Source organism: Arcanobacterium pinnipediorum, assembly GCF_023973165.1.
Taxonomy (GTDB): Bacteria; Actinomycetota; Actinomycetes; order Actinomycetales; family Actinomycetaceae; genus Arcanobacterium; species Arcanobacterium pinnipediorum.
Genome location: NZ_CP099547.1, coordinates 1,220,554 through 1,235,494, shown reverse-complemented (window position 1 = coordinate 1,235,494; position 14,941 = coordinate 1,220,554). Strand labels below are relative to the sequence as shown.

Genomic DNA, 14,941 nt, shown 5'->3' with positions numbered 1-14,941 from the left:
AATCCAAGCCTAAAAGCCATACTAAAGCGTGCTGTTCGCCACGCTATTACTAACGCCACGTTAGAAAATAGTCTTAGGCAACCATCTCGTGCCAGTCTACCTTGTTTTTCTGGCATAGTTACATGGAGAGAGAAGGAGAGGTGATGACCGAAGAACCCCGCTTAGATACAACGCTCAATGACGACCTCAAGCCACAAGTCGATCCATCTCCACAGTCAGCTATCGCTGCAGATGCGTGGACTGCACTTTCTCGACCTCTTGAACGTATCATAGGCAAGCGAAGCGCCAATGCGCTGGCAAAAATCGGCCTCGAAACTGTAGAAGACCTCATCAACTATGCCCCTTTTCGTATCGCGCAACGCGGCCAATTACTCCCCATTGAGCATGCCAGTGAAGGCGAATCAGTAACGGTGGTGGCCAACGTAGTTGCCACACATCTACGTCCGATGAACAATCGCACCGGTTTCATTCTCAACGTCACTATTTCAGATGGACAACACGATCTAGACTTGGCGTTTTTCGCTAAACACAAGCGCCCGCTATCATTCCATGAAACGCAATTAACACCGGGAACTATGGCAACATTTTCCGGCACCGTCTCTGCCTACCGTGGGCGGTTGCAACTTGCCCATCCCCAATACGAGATCATGGAAGACTTAGCTGATCTCGACAACGCCCAGATTATTAAACCGGTTCCGATATATCATTCGACGGCGAAAGTGCCTTCGTGGCATATTCAACGTGCAATAGCAACCGTTCTGCCTACTCTTTCAGCTTCACAGATCCCTGACCCGTTACCTGCACAGTATCGTGAAACTCACCAGCTTTTATCGCGCTATGATGCCATCCTCGCCATTCATCAACCCCAAGATTCAGCGCAATGGCATCGCGCACGTCATCGTTTCGCCCATGAAGAAGCCTTTGTTCTCCAGGTAGCGCTTGCCCAACAAGCTAACCAAGCTAGTAAACTCTCAGCCCCACGATGTACACCACAACCAGATGGAATAGCCCACGAGTTTGACCGTCGATTACCCTTTAGACTCACCTCTTCACAACGTAGCGTCGGCCGAAAACTAAGCGAGACACTGAGCACAACGACGCCGATGCGCTGCCTCTTACAAGGCGATGTCGGTGCCGGTAAGACGATTGTTGCCTTGCGCGCAATGCTCCAAGTTGTAGATGCCGGATACCAGGCAGTATTCGTTGCACCTACAGAAGTTTTAGCCCACCAACACTATGCGACGTTTACCCAAATGCTTGAGAATATAGGCCAAAGCGGGGAACTAGAAGGTACACCAAGTTCAATACCAGTCCATCTCCTGACAGGTTCGCTAACTGCCAGCCAACGACGCCAGACTTTAGCAAACCTTGCCTCTGGGCAGCCTGGTATCGTTGTGGGCACCCATGCACTATTTTCCGACAACGTCCAGCTTGGCGCCCTAGGCTTTGTCGTTATCGATGAACAGCACCGCTTCGGGGTTGACCAACGAGACCGGCTAGCTCACCACGCCCATCTTCTTGTTATGACTGCTACCCCGATCCCTCGCACTCTGGCCATGACTGTATTCGGTGATCTCGACGTCGAAATCCTTCAAGCTCGCAAGCACGCGAATATTTCCACAACAGTAGTCCCCGCCGACAACGAGCGCTGGATGGCGCGCGTGTGGCAACGCGCCAGAGAAGAAGTAGAATCAGGTGGCCGCGTATTTGTTGTATGCCCGCAAATATCCCCAACCGAGAACGATGCTGAAGCAGACCTAGTCGACCAACACCTCACGCCTACTGATATCCCAGACAACGCCGATGTACTCACATTAAGTCAGCGCCTACGATCCTTGCCCTTCCTGGCAGGAATCGGTATCGGAATCTTACACGGCCAAATGCCAAGCTCTGACAAAACCCAAGCAATGACGGATTTTATTGCCGGCACAACCCAGATCCTTGTTTCAACAACCGTCATTGAAGTAGGAGTTGATATACCCCAAGCAACTCTCATGATCATTATGGATGCGCAACGTTTTGGCTTATCCCAACTCCACCAGCTACGCGGACGAGTTGGACGCGGAACGAAACCAGGGCTGTGCTTAGCCATCACGTCAGCTATACAGGGTAGTTTAGCCGCCCAGCGAGTTCAGGCATTTGCCGCAACAAACGACGGATTTGAACTCGCCGAAGCCGATATTGCACTACGCTCTGTCGGCGATGTGATGGGAACGCGCCAATCCGGAGCCCAAAGCTCACTACGTTTCATCTCAGTCGTTAACGATAAAACGATCATCGAACAAGCTCGAAGTAGCGCCCGCGATCTTGTCAAAACTGACCCAGATTTAGTCCACCATCGCCCATTAGCAATCGCAATTTCTGATATAAATGTCTCCAACCGACAATACTTAGAAAAGAACTAGGAACACACATGAGTCGAATTATTGCGGGAAGCGCTCGCGGACGCCAGCTCAAAGTTCCCACCTCAGGAACCCGCCCTACATCCTCGCGGGTTCGCGAAGCTCTCTTTTCCCATTTAGAGCATCGCGACTTCATCGCAGGCTGCGCAATTCTCGATCTGTTTGCTGGTTCTGGAGCATTTGGTTTAGAGGCTCTTTCTCGCGGGGCTAGTCGCGCTATCGGAGTGGATAATGCGCCAGATGCCCAGCGAGTCATGGCAGTTAATGCTCGAGAAACTGGCTTACCGTTGCAGTGTATAAAAGCCAATGTGTACACCTACGTCAGCCAGCCAGGAAGCGATGGGCCATTTGATGTCATATTCCTTGATCCGCCCTACGATTTCCCAGATGAGCACCTCACCAACATTCTGGCTCAACTCCCACGGCATTTGACATCTGATGGATTGGTCTTAGTTGAACGAGCAAAACGCAGTTCGCAACCGGTATGGCCACCACAATTACAAGCTGAACGGGAACGCCGCTGGGGAGATACGCGGTTATGGAGTGCCCATATGCGACAAGAGGCGTAAAATAAACGTATGAGTTGTGCAGTGTGTCCAGGATCTTTTGATCCCATTACCCTTGGCCATGTCGATGTTATTGAACGTGCCTTACGTATCTTCGATGAAGTTGTTGTGGCGATTGCACACAACGGAGCAAAGAACTACTTATTTACCGACGAAGAGCGCTTAGAACTTGCACGCCAAGCCGTTGCACATCTACCAGGGGCACGAGTCGAACTTGTTGACGGGCTGATTGCTGACTTTGCTCGTTCAATTGGTGCTCGAGCCATCGTCAAAGGTGTACGAGGTTCGGCAGATTACGATTCCGAACTGCCTATGTCCTTGCTTAATCGACATTTATCGGGCGTAGAAACAGTATTTATTGTTGGTGAACCGAGTCTTGCACATATTGCGTCCTCATTCGTGAAAGAATTAGCTCACTATGGTGGACCATATCAAGATATGGTTGCCCCGCACGTAGCCCAAGCATTACAAGAAAAGGTGGAAGCATGAGCGACCAAGGCGAGTCCTTACTCGAAATTTTAGATGAACTATACGATATTGTTGTCAACGCAAAAAATATGCCGTTGTCCGCATCAGTTTTAGTCAATCGGTCAGAAATTATTGATCTACTCGATACCGCGCGCGATATTGTTCCCGATCAGATCAAGCAAGCCGATGCAGTACTTTCCCAGGCCGGTCGCGTATCCGATCAGGCTCGAGACGACGCCGAAGTTGTGTTGCGTCAAGCCCATGAAGAAGCAGACTCGATTCTTGCCGAAGCGCGAGAACAAGCCTCGCGGCTCGTGGCTCAAGATCAGATAACTGTAGCGGCAAAGTCCCAAGCTACCCGTATCGTAGATGAAGCGCACCAAAAGGCCAGCCAACTGATCAACGGCGCGAATCAATACTCTGAGCAGACCTTAGCTGAGCTAGCTACCCAACTGATGCATCTCCAAGAACAAATTGCAGCTGGACAAGGGGTTTTGGCACAGCGCCGAAGCCAAGAACAGTAAGCTCTGGGTATTTTTGCTAGGCTAATATCCCATTACTGCTCAGCTTCCAACCCCGTCACGTGCTGACGGTAACGAGAGAACTTAGAAAGAAGTATCATTTATGGATCTACGATCCCCATACGTTGTGTCGGTCTCCGACGTCGTCTCTGGAACCACTAAACAGTTGGATCTGGTACTCCCAGCGTTAGAAGAATGGGGAGTGGGGCTTATCGGAATACCTGAAGGTAGCGAGGTTAAAGCCTACCTCACACTGCAATCAGTTTCCGAAGGTATTTTCGTGCAAGGAAATGTTGTAACTGTCGCTTATGGGCAGTGCTCACGGTGTGCTCGGGATATTACCCAGCCTATGGATGAAGCGGTGGCAGAACTCGTTTTTTGGCCCGAGCGCCGTGAAGCACTCATGAGTGAAGGCGATGAGGAGATTGAAGATATGCCTGTCATTGAAGATATGCATATTGATCTTGCACCTATCATTCGTGACGCCTTAGTGCTAGCACTACCGTTTACCCCGGTGTGTTCCCCAGATTGTCAGGGACTGTGCCCGCAGTGCGGCCAACCTTGGAGTGAGTTACCACCTGATCATAAGCACGAGTTTGTTAATCCGGCCTTCGCTGCGCTCGATGCTCTCGCCCAACAGCTCAAGGACGAATAATGCACGAACATGATTCTCAGCAACTCCTCAGTGCCTGGGGAGTTCAGATCCCGCAAGAGTTGTTGATCTTGGCACTCACTCACCGATCGTGGGCCTATGAACACGGCACTCAACACAACGAACGCCTAGAATTTCTGGGAGATTCCATTCTCGGAGCGGTTGTCGCAGAACAGATTTTCCATGAATATCCGGAAAAATCTGAAGGAGAGTTATCGAAGATTAAGTCTGCTGCGGTTTCTGAACGTGCCTTGGCAGATATCGCTCGCAGCTTGAACCTTGGCTCGTATATCCGGCTGGGCAAGGGCGAAGAACAAACGGGCGGGCGAGAAAAAGATTCCATCCTTTCCGATACTGTGGAATCCTTGATCGCAGCCACATACGAAGCGTGCGGTATCGACGTCGTTATTGCTACTGTGCGCAAGCATTTACACGACAAGATTATTGAAGCAACACACATGGGTCCGGCGCTTGACTGGCGAACCGCAATGGAGGAAAAAGCGCGTGAGTTGGGCATAACAGGTGATGTCACATACCAGATTGACGGGCAAGGCCCAGACCATGCGAAAGTCTATACTGCCCGCGTTTTTATCGCTGATCAGATGTGGGGTAGTGGGCAGGCAACCTCGCGCAAAGCAGCTAAACTTGCCGCGTGCCAAGATGCGTATCACCGTCTAGGTGTAAGCGCTGATAGCGCAGCACAAGTGTAACGAAGCGCGCCGCTATGCCAGAATTGCCAGAAGTTGAGACTATCCGGCGCGGGTTGCTACCCCATGTTGTTGGTAAAACTATTGACAATGTTGTTGAACTTCATCCGCGAGTAGCTCGAATGTCTCCGCATGGGTTACGCCCGCTCGTTGGCGATACTATCTTGGAGATAGCGCGCCGGGGGAAGTTCATGTGGTTTGTTACCCCAACGCAGGCACTGGTTGCTCATTTGGGGATGTCAGGGCAGTTTCGGATCAATACTAACAGTGCACACGTGCGGGCTCGATTTGAGTTTACCGATGCGACCAGCCTAGATTTTGTCGATCAGCGTACCTTCGGCTATCTTCATCCAGATCAGTTTCAGCCAACTATCGACGGCGGACCAGGCGGGCTTGGCACCGAGCTAGCAGTCATCCCCACTACGGTAAGCCATATTGGTCGCGATCTTCTTGACCCACTAGCTGATTTTTCGCATATCGCACAAGACGTTAAGCGCCGTCGCACCGAAATCAAGCGTGCCTTACTCAACCAAAACATAGCTTCAGGCATCGGCAATATTTACGCCGATGAAGCCCTATGGCTGGCGCGCATCCATCCCCAACAGTTAGCCCCAACCTTGCCCCTTAGCCGCATCACCGATCTGTATCACCACGCTCGGGACGTGATGGAACGCGCAGTAGCACTCGGTGGTACATCCTTCGATAAGTTATATGTCAACGTCAATGGCGAGTCCGGTTACTTTGATCGTTCGCTCCATGTTTATGGCAAAACGGGCCAACCATGTGAGCGCTGTGGCACGTTGATCGAACGGATAACGTTTATGAATCGTTCTTCGCATGTGTGTCCGGCATGTCAGCGCCGTCCAAGGTAGACTGAGTATCGTGAGTGAAGAAAATACCCAAATAAGTGTCATGATTATCGATGACCACGAAGTCGTGCGTCGCGGTATCGCCGAAGTCGTAGATCGCGCTAATGGTCTGCACGTTATTGCAGAAGCTGGCTCAGTTGCCGAGGCTGTGCGCCGTGCTGAACTCATGATCCCGCAAGTTGCCCTTGTTGATCTGCGGTTACCCGATGGTACTGGTATCGATATCATTCGAGAACTACGCGAGCGCGTTCCGCAAGTTAAATGCATCGTCTTAACGTCTTTTGACGACGACGATGCGTTGGCCGAAGCCTTGGATGCTGGAGCCAAAGCGTATTTGCTCAAATCGGTGCGGGGTGCGGAAATCACTGATGTTATTCGTGCAGTTGCCGATGGTAGAGTGCTCTTAGATGAACGCACTGTTACGCGCCGGCGAGCCGATCATGATGATCCTACCGCCGATCTGACTCCTTCGGAACGTAAAGTCTTACAGCTCATCGGCGATGGCCTTTCCAATCGGGAAATTGGTGAAAAGCTTGGCGTCGCAGAAAAGACTGTGAAGAACCATATCACTTCGTTGTTGTCAAAGATGGGAATGCAGCGCCGCACCCAGGTAGCGGCATGGGTAGCAGGTCAGCGTGCTGCTGGCTGGCGTAACGCGGGAAGCTAGCCCTAGCTACGGCAGGGTGGCCTATAACAAGTTGGCCATCACATCAGGGGTGCTTCCCAGGCAACTCGAGTACCTTGGGTGTCTTCGCGAGGTGAAATAGTAAACGTGCCATGGTGACGTCGCGCTCGAGCCGCTAGGTTCGATAAACCGGAGCGACGTCCCAGTGACTGGGTAACACCGCGTCCATCATCGACTACCTCGATGCGCACATGCGTTGGTTCTACTGAGAGTTTTACTGCTACTGACGATGCATGGGCGTGCCGGGCCGCATTGGATAGTCCTTCGCGAACAACGGCGACGACGTCGTCGGAAATATCGGCGCCTACGGCATCGTCAATTAAGGCAAAGGTATCGTCATCTGTGGCTACTTCGCCATTCCAGCTAATGATGAGCGAGGGAGCAAAATTCAAGACTTGGAGGGCGACCTTCGTTTCTTGTTCTAAGCGTTCGACTAACGCAACAGAGGCGGAATCGTCGCGCAAGGATTGAACAATGACACGGATTTGGCGCACTGATTCGTCGATTGAGGAAATTGCTTGATCTAGGGCGGAGGCTACTTCATCAGCGTAGCCTTTTGCAACGAGATCTTCTTTGACCGCCGTGATGTGCATTCCAGAGGCAAATAGCTGCTGGATAGCTAAATCGTGTAAATCGCGCCCGATTCGAGAGCGCTCGTCAAGCTCGGAGGCCAGTTCTTCGTTGTGCCGGGCTTCAGCTAGCTCCAACGCAATAGCAGCCTGTTTGGCTGCGTTTTCTGCCATAGCAAGATCGTGGAGATTAAATTCCACACCGCTGACATTACGCAAGAGCAAGATAACGCCGGTTCCAGCAGATTTGGAGGCGAGAGGAGCGTAGAGTGCCGGGCCGTAATTGCGCAACTGTGCTACGCGCACTGTACGCAACCGTTGCATCGAATCGACTACTAGACCGGCTTGTTCATTAACAACCGTCATAGCGCGTCCAGTTTCGGGAAACCGAATACCTAGGAGGCTTTCTGCGCCTTCGCCGTCAACAATTTCTGAAACCCACGTATTTTGGATCGATGGCAAAACCATGATGGCTACATCTGCTTGGGCCGCTATTCGCATTTCATGCACGATGACTTGCAAGGCAACATCTTCATCTGATCCTTCAAGTAGTGAAGCAACAATATTTTGTGAAGCTGTTAGCCAGCGTGCTCTATTTTGCGAGCGGGCAAACATTTGTGAATTTTGTGCTGCGATCGCTGCGGCGCGGGCAAGAATCTCCATTTGGGCGCCGTCGTCGTCAGTGAAGCCACCGGGCTTATCGGTTAAGTAGAGCCGTCCCCAAACTTGTTCTTTAACCGAAACTGCAACGCCAAGATAGTTTTGCATAATCGGATGCCCGGGTGGAAAACCATACCGATTGGCATACGAGGGAAGGTCGTTGACGATAAGCCATCCGTTGACCGGCGTATCAGCAAATACGCCGTGCCCGCGCGGCGGGCGCCCGATCATGGCTGCAGCTAGGCGATCCATTCCAGATTGGACAAACTCCATGGTTTCCCCGTGGGAGTCGAGGACTGCCAGGGCGGCAAATTTTGCTCCGGTCAGTTCACGCGCTGAGTCAACGAAGTGTTGATAGGCTGCGTTTCGGTCTAGTTGTCCGGTGAGTTCGAGGGCGTGGGAGATGACCGCGGTAAGATGGTTGGAATCCATTGGCTTATCCTTCTTGGGCAAGTGACCACGCATAGTGGCGGTTGCGTGCTAACAGCTCGTGATGTTGTCCTTCATCAACGATCGTTGCACGCCCGGTATCGTCGGGGCCAAGTACAATAACGTGATCAGCAGCATCGAGTGGAGTTAGGCGATGGGTAACGACGACGACGGATCGCTGAGCGTTACTAGCACTGAGAATATCGCGGAGTAAGAGATCAGCAGTCTCAGGATCGAGATGTTCGCCGGGTTCATCTATTAATAGGATATCGGCGGGGGAGGCAAATGCGCGTGCTAGGAGGAGCCGGCGACGTTCACCGCCAGAAACACGCACTGCATCGGCGCCGAGTTCGGTATCGACGCCGTCGGGGAGATCTGCAAGCCATGAGCTGAGCCCTGCTTGGGCTAGGAGGTCACGGGCTTGTTCGGGGGTAATGTCGGCTCGTGCGACGCGTAGATTTTCTAGGATGCTGGTGTCAAAGATGTGGGCGTCTTCGGCGGTGAAGCTGATGTGGTGGGAAAGTGTGGAGCGTGCAATTTCTGACACCGGGTGTTGTGCTAGGGTTACGCTGCCCGTGTGGGGTTTAATCAGCCCAGCTAGAGTGTGTAAAATAGTGGATTTTCCAATACCTGATGGGCCAACGATTGCTAGGGATGTTCCAGGTTCAATGTGGAGGTTCAGCGGGGCGCTAACCTCTTTATTTCCGGGCCAGCCAGCAACCATATTGTGGGCCAGTAGGGGTGTTTTCCGGGCAATAACAGGTGTTTGGGTTGCTGCGGGGGAGGTACTAGCCTGGTCAATAATTGCCATTACTCGTTGGGCGGCGGTTCCAGAACGAGTGAGCTGGATAAACGCTTGAGGCATTCGCGCAGTTGCTTCGAAGGCGGAAAGCGGAGTAAGGACGCATACCACAAGGTTAATTTCACTCAAACTTCCGGCGCTTACTTGCCAGGAGCCAACAATTATTGCCCCTACTACGGCAAGCGCTAGTGCAAGGACGTCGAGTCCGCTAGCCAATGCGGTATAGCGTGCAGCAGCATCGCGCTGTTTCCAGATTGCTTCTTCGGTGGCCTGCCGGCTCGATTCGGTAGCTGACTGGAGTCCAGATACGCGCAGTTGTTCGGCATGTTCGAGTAAGTAAAGGGATTGTTCGTTGAGTTGGGCGCGAGTGGTAATTTTGCCTTGTTCGGCAAGTGCTGCGCCGGTCATTGCTAGGAGCGGTCCTATGATGCCAGAAATGAAGAGCGCGATGGCCACTATGAGTGCGATCAGTGGGGAGAGGAAGCCGAGGATTCCAAGGGTTAGAATGGATACGAGTGTGGCAACGGCCATCGGCAGTAAGGATTGGACTACAACGAGACCAATTTCGTCGACGTCGGCGTTGGTGCGGGTCAGGACGTCGCCACGTTTGAGCGAGGTCACGACGTCGGTTGAGGAGTTGGCTAGTTCTCGGTAGAGCTGGGTGCGTAATGTAGCCATTCCGTGGAGTGCAACCCAATGGGAGGCGATGCGTTCGAGATAACGGAAAATTGCTTTCCCGACGCCGAATGCGCGCACACCTACTGATGCGACGCTCAGGTCAAGTACGGGAGGTAACTGTGCGGCTCGGGCAATCATCCACGCTGCGGTAGCACCGAGCCCTACAGTGGAGCCGATAGCGCTCGACCCAGCTAGAACTGACCAGCTGAATTTTTTCTTATCGACGTCAAGTAAACGCACCGCTCGGTGCAGTGCCTGGCGTTGTTCGCGCGGAAAAGGATGAATCATAGGGTTTCTCCAGCTACTCGGCTCTCGGCGGTGACATCCATGATGCTATCTGCTATATCAGCCATGGCGGCACGGTGTGCGATCACAATAACCGTATGCCCGCGGGTACGTAGTTCTTTGATGACGGTGGTGACGTATTCTTCGGCTTCGGCGTCTAGATGTGCTGAAGGCTCATCAAGTATAACGATTTGAGAGGTGGACACCAGAGCTTTGGTCAGTGCCAGGCGTTGGCGTTGACCTACAGATAACCCGGTTCCGCCTTGTCCGATGATGGTGTTCCATCCTGCGGGAAGATCGTTGACGACGTGGCTAAAGCCGGTAAGGTCTGCAGCGTATTGCGCCTCGGCTGTGGAGGGGTCGCTACCTAGGTTCTCAGCCAGTGTTCCCGGGACTAGAGCGGGGCGTTGCGTTACCCAGGTGATATTCGACCACCAGGCTTGGCGATCCAACGTGGCGAGGTCGTTATCTCCGATAAGAATTCGCCCAGCAGAAACAGGTATTAACCCCAGTAGTGTATTAATGGTGGTTGATTTCCCAGCTCCAGATGCGCCGCGAATAACTGTAACTTTACCGGGGGCAATCACTGCAGATAATGAAGACGGCGCGATTGTGGCTCTGCCAGGAGCGTATACACTGACGTTCTCTAAGCGAATTTCGGTAGCCGTCATATCGGGGATGGGGAGGTTGCCGGTGTGTTGGTAGGGTTTGGTTTCTAAAATCTTGAATACTCGATTAGCTGCTGCAACCCCGTTTGCCGAGGCATGGAATTGTGTGCCCACTTCGCGAAGGGGTCGTAACACTTCTGGAGTAAGCATGATGACGACGAGACCTTCAAAAAGTAAAACGTGCCCCGTGACCATTCGTAAACCGATAGATACTGCTACCAGCGCAGTTGTTAAGGTGGTAATGAATTCGAGTGCCGCCCCGGACAAGAAAGCAACATACAGGGTATTCATGGTGCGCTGGGCAAAAGATAATCCCAATTCTTCGACCCGTTTTGCAGGTCCTACTTCGCGGCCCACTCCTTTAAGAGTGGGTAGTCCAGCAAGTAAGTCCAAGAGTTGAGCTCCCAGGCGTTGCATAGTTGAAAGGCGCTGGGCAGAGTAGGAAGCGGTCATTTTCCCGATGAGAATCATGAAAATAGGAATCAACGGTAGGCAGGCCACGATCATCACGGCACTGAGGAAGTCCATATAGGCTACTACACATAATAAAAGCGGGGTAGCAGTGGCGGTGAGGAAAAGTTCGGGGAGGAAATGGACGAAATAGTCTTCTAGGTCATCAAGGCCGCGTGTTGTTAGGGTGACGACTTCGTTAGTGTTGCCGTTAGAGAGCCAGCGTGAACCGAGGTTTGCGGCGTGGTCGATCACGCGGGTGCGCAGCTGGCTGATAACACGCAAGGCAGAACGGTGGCCGATTGCTCCTTGAATATAGCTAAGTACTGCGCGAGCAAGGAATACGCCTAAGAGAAGAGCTATGAGGGTAGCGATGTTGTGTGGTGCTTGGCGAGTGTAGAAAATCGGGGAGATGATGCTTGCGATGAGATAGGTTTGACTGCCAATGAGGGCAGTAATTAACAATCCGATACCGACGAGCAATGCTAGATAGCGACCAGTGGCTCGTGCGTAACGCAACAGACGTGGATCAAAAGGTTTCACAGTGTCCTCACCAGGCAAGGGAACATTCTCTATGACTTTAGTCTAGCGTGCTGATGTTAAAACGGTAGTTTGAGAGTGGAATTTCGCGCAATAACACCGCTCACACTCGGAGGGCAGTAGTGGAGCGGAAGTCCTACTATGTCGCTTTGCAGGAGCTGGGGTAGTGGTGTATTCCCAGAGCAGATCTACATACATAAGGTATGTGTTTAATGGACATGCTGGCGGGGTGGTAACGGATTTTCCGTTACCACCCCGCCAGTGATTTGCTTGTGTGTAGCTAGGCTAGTTATGCATAGCAGTTCAAGCACGAAGGTTATGCGTTAGAAACACTTAGACGTGTTCGAAACGGCGAACCTTAGTTGGGTGGAGACCAGCTGGATCATCGGACATCGACTCTACGCTCAACCGGCGAGAGAAGGAGATGTAGGACCAGACGGTATATACCGCAACGATTGGCACAAAGACAACTGCAGCGATTGTCATCACTGTTTGAGTAGCAGATGTGGCCGAGGCTTGAACGAGTGTCAAGCTGTAGTTTTCATCGATTGAAGACTTTAGTGCGTATGGCACGGTGGTCATAAAGATGAAGACGACGGCGAAGGCAACAGCAGCCATATTGGCAAAGAATCCGGCTTTCTCGTTGCCTTTGAGGGTAACGAAAGTGGAGACTAGTAAACCGATAGCGGCTAGTGCGAGCGGGATCAGAGCAAACCATGTTGTGGAGTAAGCGAAGAATGCCCACAGTGCCCAAACGGCGGTGAGGCCGGTGGAGACGAGGGAGGTCTTCTTTGCAAAATCTTTTGCTCGTGCGGAGAAATCGCCGGTGGTCTTAAGTGCTAACCATAGGGCGCCGTGGGTGAGGAACAAGCTGACTACAACAAGTCCTGCCACGATCGTAAATGGAGTGAACAGTGAGAAGAACCCACCGGTGAGGAAGTGCTGTGCACCTGCTTGAAGTGCGGCATCAACCTGGCTTGGATCAGCAGCAACGAAGCTCGCTGGATCGCCTGCTACTTCGTAGTTGCCAACCTGGATGGCCATGCCTTGAACCAAGTTGCCAAATGCAACGCCCCATACGAGAGCAACTAGCCATGCTGATCCGGTGTGGAGAGTATCCCATGCGGCGCGCCATTTATCAGAGTCAATCTTGCCCCGCCATTCGATCGCAGAAATTCGCACAATGAGCAAGACGAGAACGAGGACAAGCGCAAGATACATTCCGGAGAACATGGTGGCATACCATTCGGGGAATGCTGCGAATGTGGCACCGCCGGCTGTCAGTAGGAATACTTCGTTTCCGTCCCAGTGCGGGCCGATGGTGTTGAGTTGCAAGCGGCGTTCTTTTTCGTTACGTGGCAAAATCTTGAGTAACATGCCAGTACCAAATCCGAAGCCTTCGAGGGTAACGTAGCCGATCCACAATACGATAATGAGGATGAACCACAGAATTTGAAGGAATGATAGTTCCATTGTTATGTGCCCTTTCCTCAGTATGCAAAGCCAAGCTTTGCATCGGGATTAGTGTGATCGAATTCGAGGGTGACGTCCTTGGTTGGATTGACACCTTCGCGTACGTAACGCTTGATGAGAATGTACCAGACGACGCCGAGTGCTGCGTAGAGCAATGTGAAGATAACGAGTGAGATAAATACTTCGACCGGAACGACGTTTTGAGAGACGCCGAAGTCGGTGAGTTGCTTGACCATTTGTGATGGGGTAGCAACCATTTCGGTATTCATATTTGGATAGACGACCCAAGGCTGACGGCCCATTTCAGTCAGGATCCAGCCGAAGGTGGAAGCGATGTATGGTAGCGGGATCGTCCAAACATAGAGCTTAGCAGCACCGCCAGAGCGGATGAGTCGATCACCGCGTAGCATCCACAGGCCTGCAGCAGCTAGTCCTAGAGAGATGAAGCCAAGGAGCATCATGATACGGAATGAGTAGAAGGCGATGAATGGGTTAGGGATGTAGTTAACTTCATCGCCGTATTCTTCGCTAAAGAGTTCCGTATATTTTTCTTGGAGCTCAGTTGCTCCAGTAATCATGGATTCTGGGCCGGAGAAATGATTGGTAACCATGAAGGACTCAAGGCCTGGGATCGGCAGCGTGATGAGGTTATCTTCGGTGAGCTCAGTACCGGTGAGGAGAAGAGCCAGTGGGGCATTTTCCTCATTTTGTACGATGCCCATTGCTGCAGCCATTTTGGTTGGCTGAGTGTTGTACATGTGCTGGCCCATGAAGTGGCCGGTTACCACTGCCAAGATGCCGGCAACGGCGAGAACTTTGAGACCGAATTGTGCAGCTGGTTTCCACAGCTCTCGAGCTTCGATCTCGTTCTTGCGCTTAACGTTGCGAACAATCCACCAGATCGATATGCCAGCGATCATCGCGCCAGCAACCATGAGTGATGCGGAGATTGTGTGTGCGAATGCGTAGAGCGTCGTGGTTGAGAAGACAACTTCAAGGAAGCCGCCCATGCCGTCAAGCTCTGCACGGCCGGTTTCTGGATTGACTACTGCGCCTACTGGGTTTTGCATGAACGAATTAGCTGCGAGGATAAATAGTGCAGAAATATTCGTACCGAGGGCAACGAGCCAGATTGAAATTGTGTGTGCTTTAGGGGAGATGCGTCCGCGGCCAAAAATCCATACTCCGAGGAATACTGATTCGAGGAAGAATGCGAGCAATGCTTCAAAAGCGAGCGGGGCACCAAAGATATCGCCAACGTAGCGTGAGTATTCTGACCAGGTCATTCCAAACTGGAATTCCTGGACGATACCTGTGGCAACACCTAGAGCAAAGTTGATGAGAAGAATTTTTCCAAAGAATTCGGACAGTTTAAGCCATTTGGCGTCACCTGTACGAAGCCATTTCGTTTGTAAATATGCAACGAGTGGGGAAAGCCCGATAGTAAGAGGTACCAGAATGAAGTGGTATACCGTCGTAATACCGAACTGCCACCGCGCAAGGTCGAGGACATCCAC

At 52.0% G+C, this 14,941-nt stretch carries 13 protein-coding genes; 8 read left to right on the top strand and 5 right to left on the bottom strand.

What is annotated here, in order from left to right; translation table 11 throughout:
* Positions 1-143: 143 nt before the first annotated feature.
* The 8 genes from NG665_RS05475 to NG665_RS05440 all read left to right on the top strand — a co-directional run bounded on the left by NG665_RS05475 (position 144) and on the right by NG665_RS05440 (position 6,852).
* A complete protein-coding gene (locus tag NG665_RS05475; RefSeq protein ID WP_252672669.1) occupies positions 144-2,405 on the top strand; it encodes an ATP-dependent DNA helicase RecG in 2,262 nt (753 codons plus the stop codon).
* A gap of 8 nt (positions 2,406-2,413) precedes the next feature.
* The gene (gene rsmD, locus NG665_RS05470; protein WP_252672668.1) at positions 2,414-2,971 is read left to right on the top strand and encodes a 16S rRNA (guanine(966)-N(2))-methyltransferase RsmD; all 558 of its coding nucleotides are present in this window, start codon (positions 2,414-2,416) and stop codon (positions 2,969-2,971) included.
* 9 nt (positions 2,972-2,980) lie between these two features.
* Positions 2,981-3,457, top strand: a complete 477-nt coding sequence (coaD, locus tag NG665_RS05465; protein WP_252672666.1) for a pantetheine-phosphate adenylyltransferase — start codon at positions 2,981-2,983, stop codon at positions 3,455-3,457.
* Entirely contained in the window at positions 3,454-3,960 is a 507-nt protein-coding gene (locus tag NG665_RS05460) for an ATP synthase subunit B family protein (RefSeq protein ID WP_252672665.1), read from the top strand. The genes coaD and NG665_RS05460 overlap by 4 nt, the downstream gene beginning before the upstream one ends.
* Before the next feature lie 100 nt (positions 3,961-4,060).
* Positions 4,061-4,612 carry a YceD family protein gene (locus NG665_RS05455; protein ID WP_252672663.1) on the top strand — a complete coding sequence of 184 codons (552 nt, stop codon included), beginning with the start codon at positions 4,061-4,063 and terminating at the stop codon, positions 4,610-4,612.
* A complete protein-coding gene (gene rnc, locus NG665_RS05450; protein WP_252672662.1) occupies positions 4,612-5,319 on the top strand; it encodes a ribonuclease III in 708 nt (235 codons plus the stop codon). Before NG665_RS05455 ends, rnc begins: the two co-directional genes overlap by 1 nt.
* Before the next feature lie 14 nt (positions 5,320-5,333).
* Complete coding sequence (mutM, locus tag NG665_RS05445) at positions 5,334-6,188, top strand: bifunctional DNA-formamidopyrimidine glycosylase/DNA-(apurinic or apyrimidinic site) lyase (RefSeq protein ID WP_252672661.1); 855 nt, start codon at positions 5,334-5,336, stop codon at positions 6,186-6,188.
* A gap of 40 nt (positions 6,189-6,228) precedes the next feature.
* Positions 6,229-6,852 (top strand): response regulator, encoded by a 624-nt coding sequence (locus tag NG665_RS05440; RefSeq protein ID WP_252674090.1) that lies wholly within the window; start codon positions 6,229-6,231, stop codon positions 6,850-6,852.
* Between the two features lie 38 nt (positions 6,853-6,890).
* Here the strand turns inward: NG665_RS05440 and NG665_RS05435 are convergent, their stop codons facing one another.
* The 5 genes from NG665_RS05435 to NG665_RS05415 all read right to left on the bottom strand — a co-directional run bounded on the left by NG665_RS05435 (position 6,891) and on the right by NG665_RS05415 (position 14,941).
* Complete coding sequence (locus NG665_RS05435; protein ID WP_252672660.1) at positions 6,891-8,531, bottom strand: GAF domain-containing sensor histidine kinase; 1,641 nt, start codon at positions 8,529-8,531, stop codon at positions 6,891-6,893.
* A 4-nt stretch (positions 8,532-8,535) separates the two neighbouring features.
* On the bottom strand, positions 8,536-10,296 hold the full coding sequence (cydC, locus tag NG665_RS05430; RefSeq protein WP_252672659.1) for a thiol reductant ABC exporter subunit CydC: 1,761 nt from the start codon (positions 10,294-10,296) through the stop codon (positions 8,536-8,538).
* Positions 10,293-11,954, bottom strand: a complete 1,662-nt coding sequence (gene cydD, locus NG665_RS05425; RefSeq protein ID WP_252672658.1) for a thiol reductant ABC exporter subunit CydD — start codon at positions 11,952-11,954, stop codon at positions 10,293-10,295. The genes cydC and cydD overlap by 4 nt, the downstream gene beginning before the upstream one ends.
* Positions 11,955-12,284: 330 nt before the next feature.
* Positions 12,285-13,424, bottom strand: a complete 1,140-nt coding sequence (gene cydB / locus NG665_RS05420; RefSeq protein ID WP_252672657.1) for a cytochrome d ubiquinol oxidase subunit II — start codon at positions 13,422-13,424, stop codon at positions 12,285-12,287.
* A 17-nt stretch (positions 13,425-13,441) separates the two neighbouring features.
* Positions 13,442-14,941: a cytochrome ubiquinol oxidase subunit I gene (locus NG665_RS05415; RefSeq protein WP_252672656.1), complete on the bottom strand. Its 1,500-nt coding sequence runs from the start codon at positions 14,939-14,941 to the stop codon at positions 13,442-13,444.

Coding starts and splice junctions, on each gene's coding strand:
- NG665_RS05475 (WP_252672669.1), top strand. CDS start 144: ATGACCGAAGAACCCCGCTTAGATACAACGCTCAATGACGACCTCAAG.
- rsmD (WP_252672668.1), top strand. CDS start 2,414: ATGAGTCGAATTATTGCGGGAAGCGCTCGCGGACGCCAGCTCAAAGTT.
- coaD (WP_252672666.1), top strand. CDS start 2,981: ATGAGTTGTGCAGTGTGTCCAGGATCTTTTGATCCCATTACCCTTGGC.
- NG665_RS05460 (WP_252672665.1), top strand. CDS start 3,454: ATGAGCGACCAAGGCGAGTCCTTACTCGAAATTTTAGATGAACTATAC.
- NG665_RS05455 (WP_252672663.1), top strand. CDS start 4,061: ATGGATCTACGATCCCCATACGTTGTGTCGGTCTCCGACGTCGTCTCT.
- rnc (WP_252672662.1), top strand. CDS start 4,612: ATGCACGAACATGATTCTCAGCAACTCCTCAGTGCCTGGGGAGTTCAG.
- mutM (WP_252672661.1), top strand. CDS start 5,334: ATGCCAGAATTGCCAGAAGTTGAGACTATCCGGCGCGGGTTGCTACCC.
- NG665_RS05440 (WP_252674090.1), top strand. CDS start 6,229: ATGATTATCGATGACCACGAAGTCGTGCGTCGCGGTATCGCCGAAGTC.
- NG665_RS05435 (WP_252672660.1), bottom strand. CDS start 8,531: ATGGATTCCAACCATCTTACCGCGGTCATCTCCCACGCCCTCGAACTC.
- cydC (WP_252672659.1), bottom strand. CDS start 10,296: ATGATTCATCCTTTTCCGCGCGAACAACGCCAGGCACTGCACCGAGCG.
- cydB (WP_252672657.1), bottom strand. CDS start 13,424: ATGGAACTATCATTCCTTCAAATTCTGTGGTTCATCCTCATTATCGTA.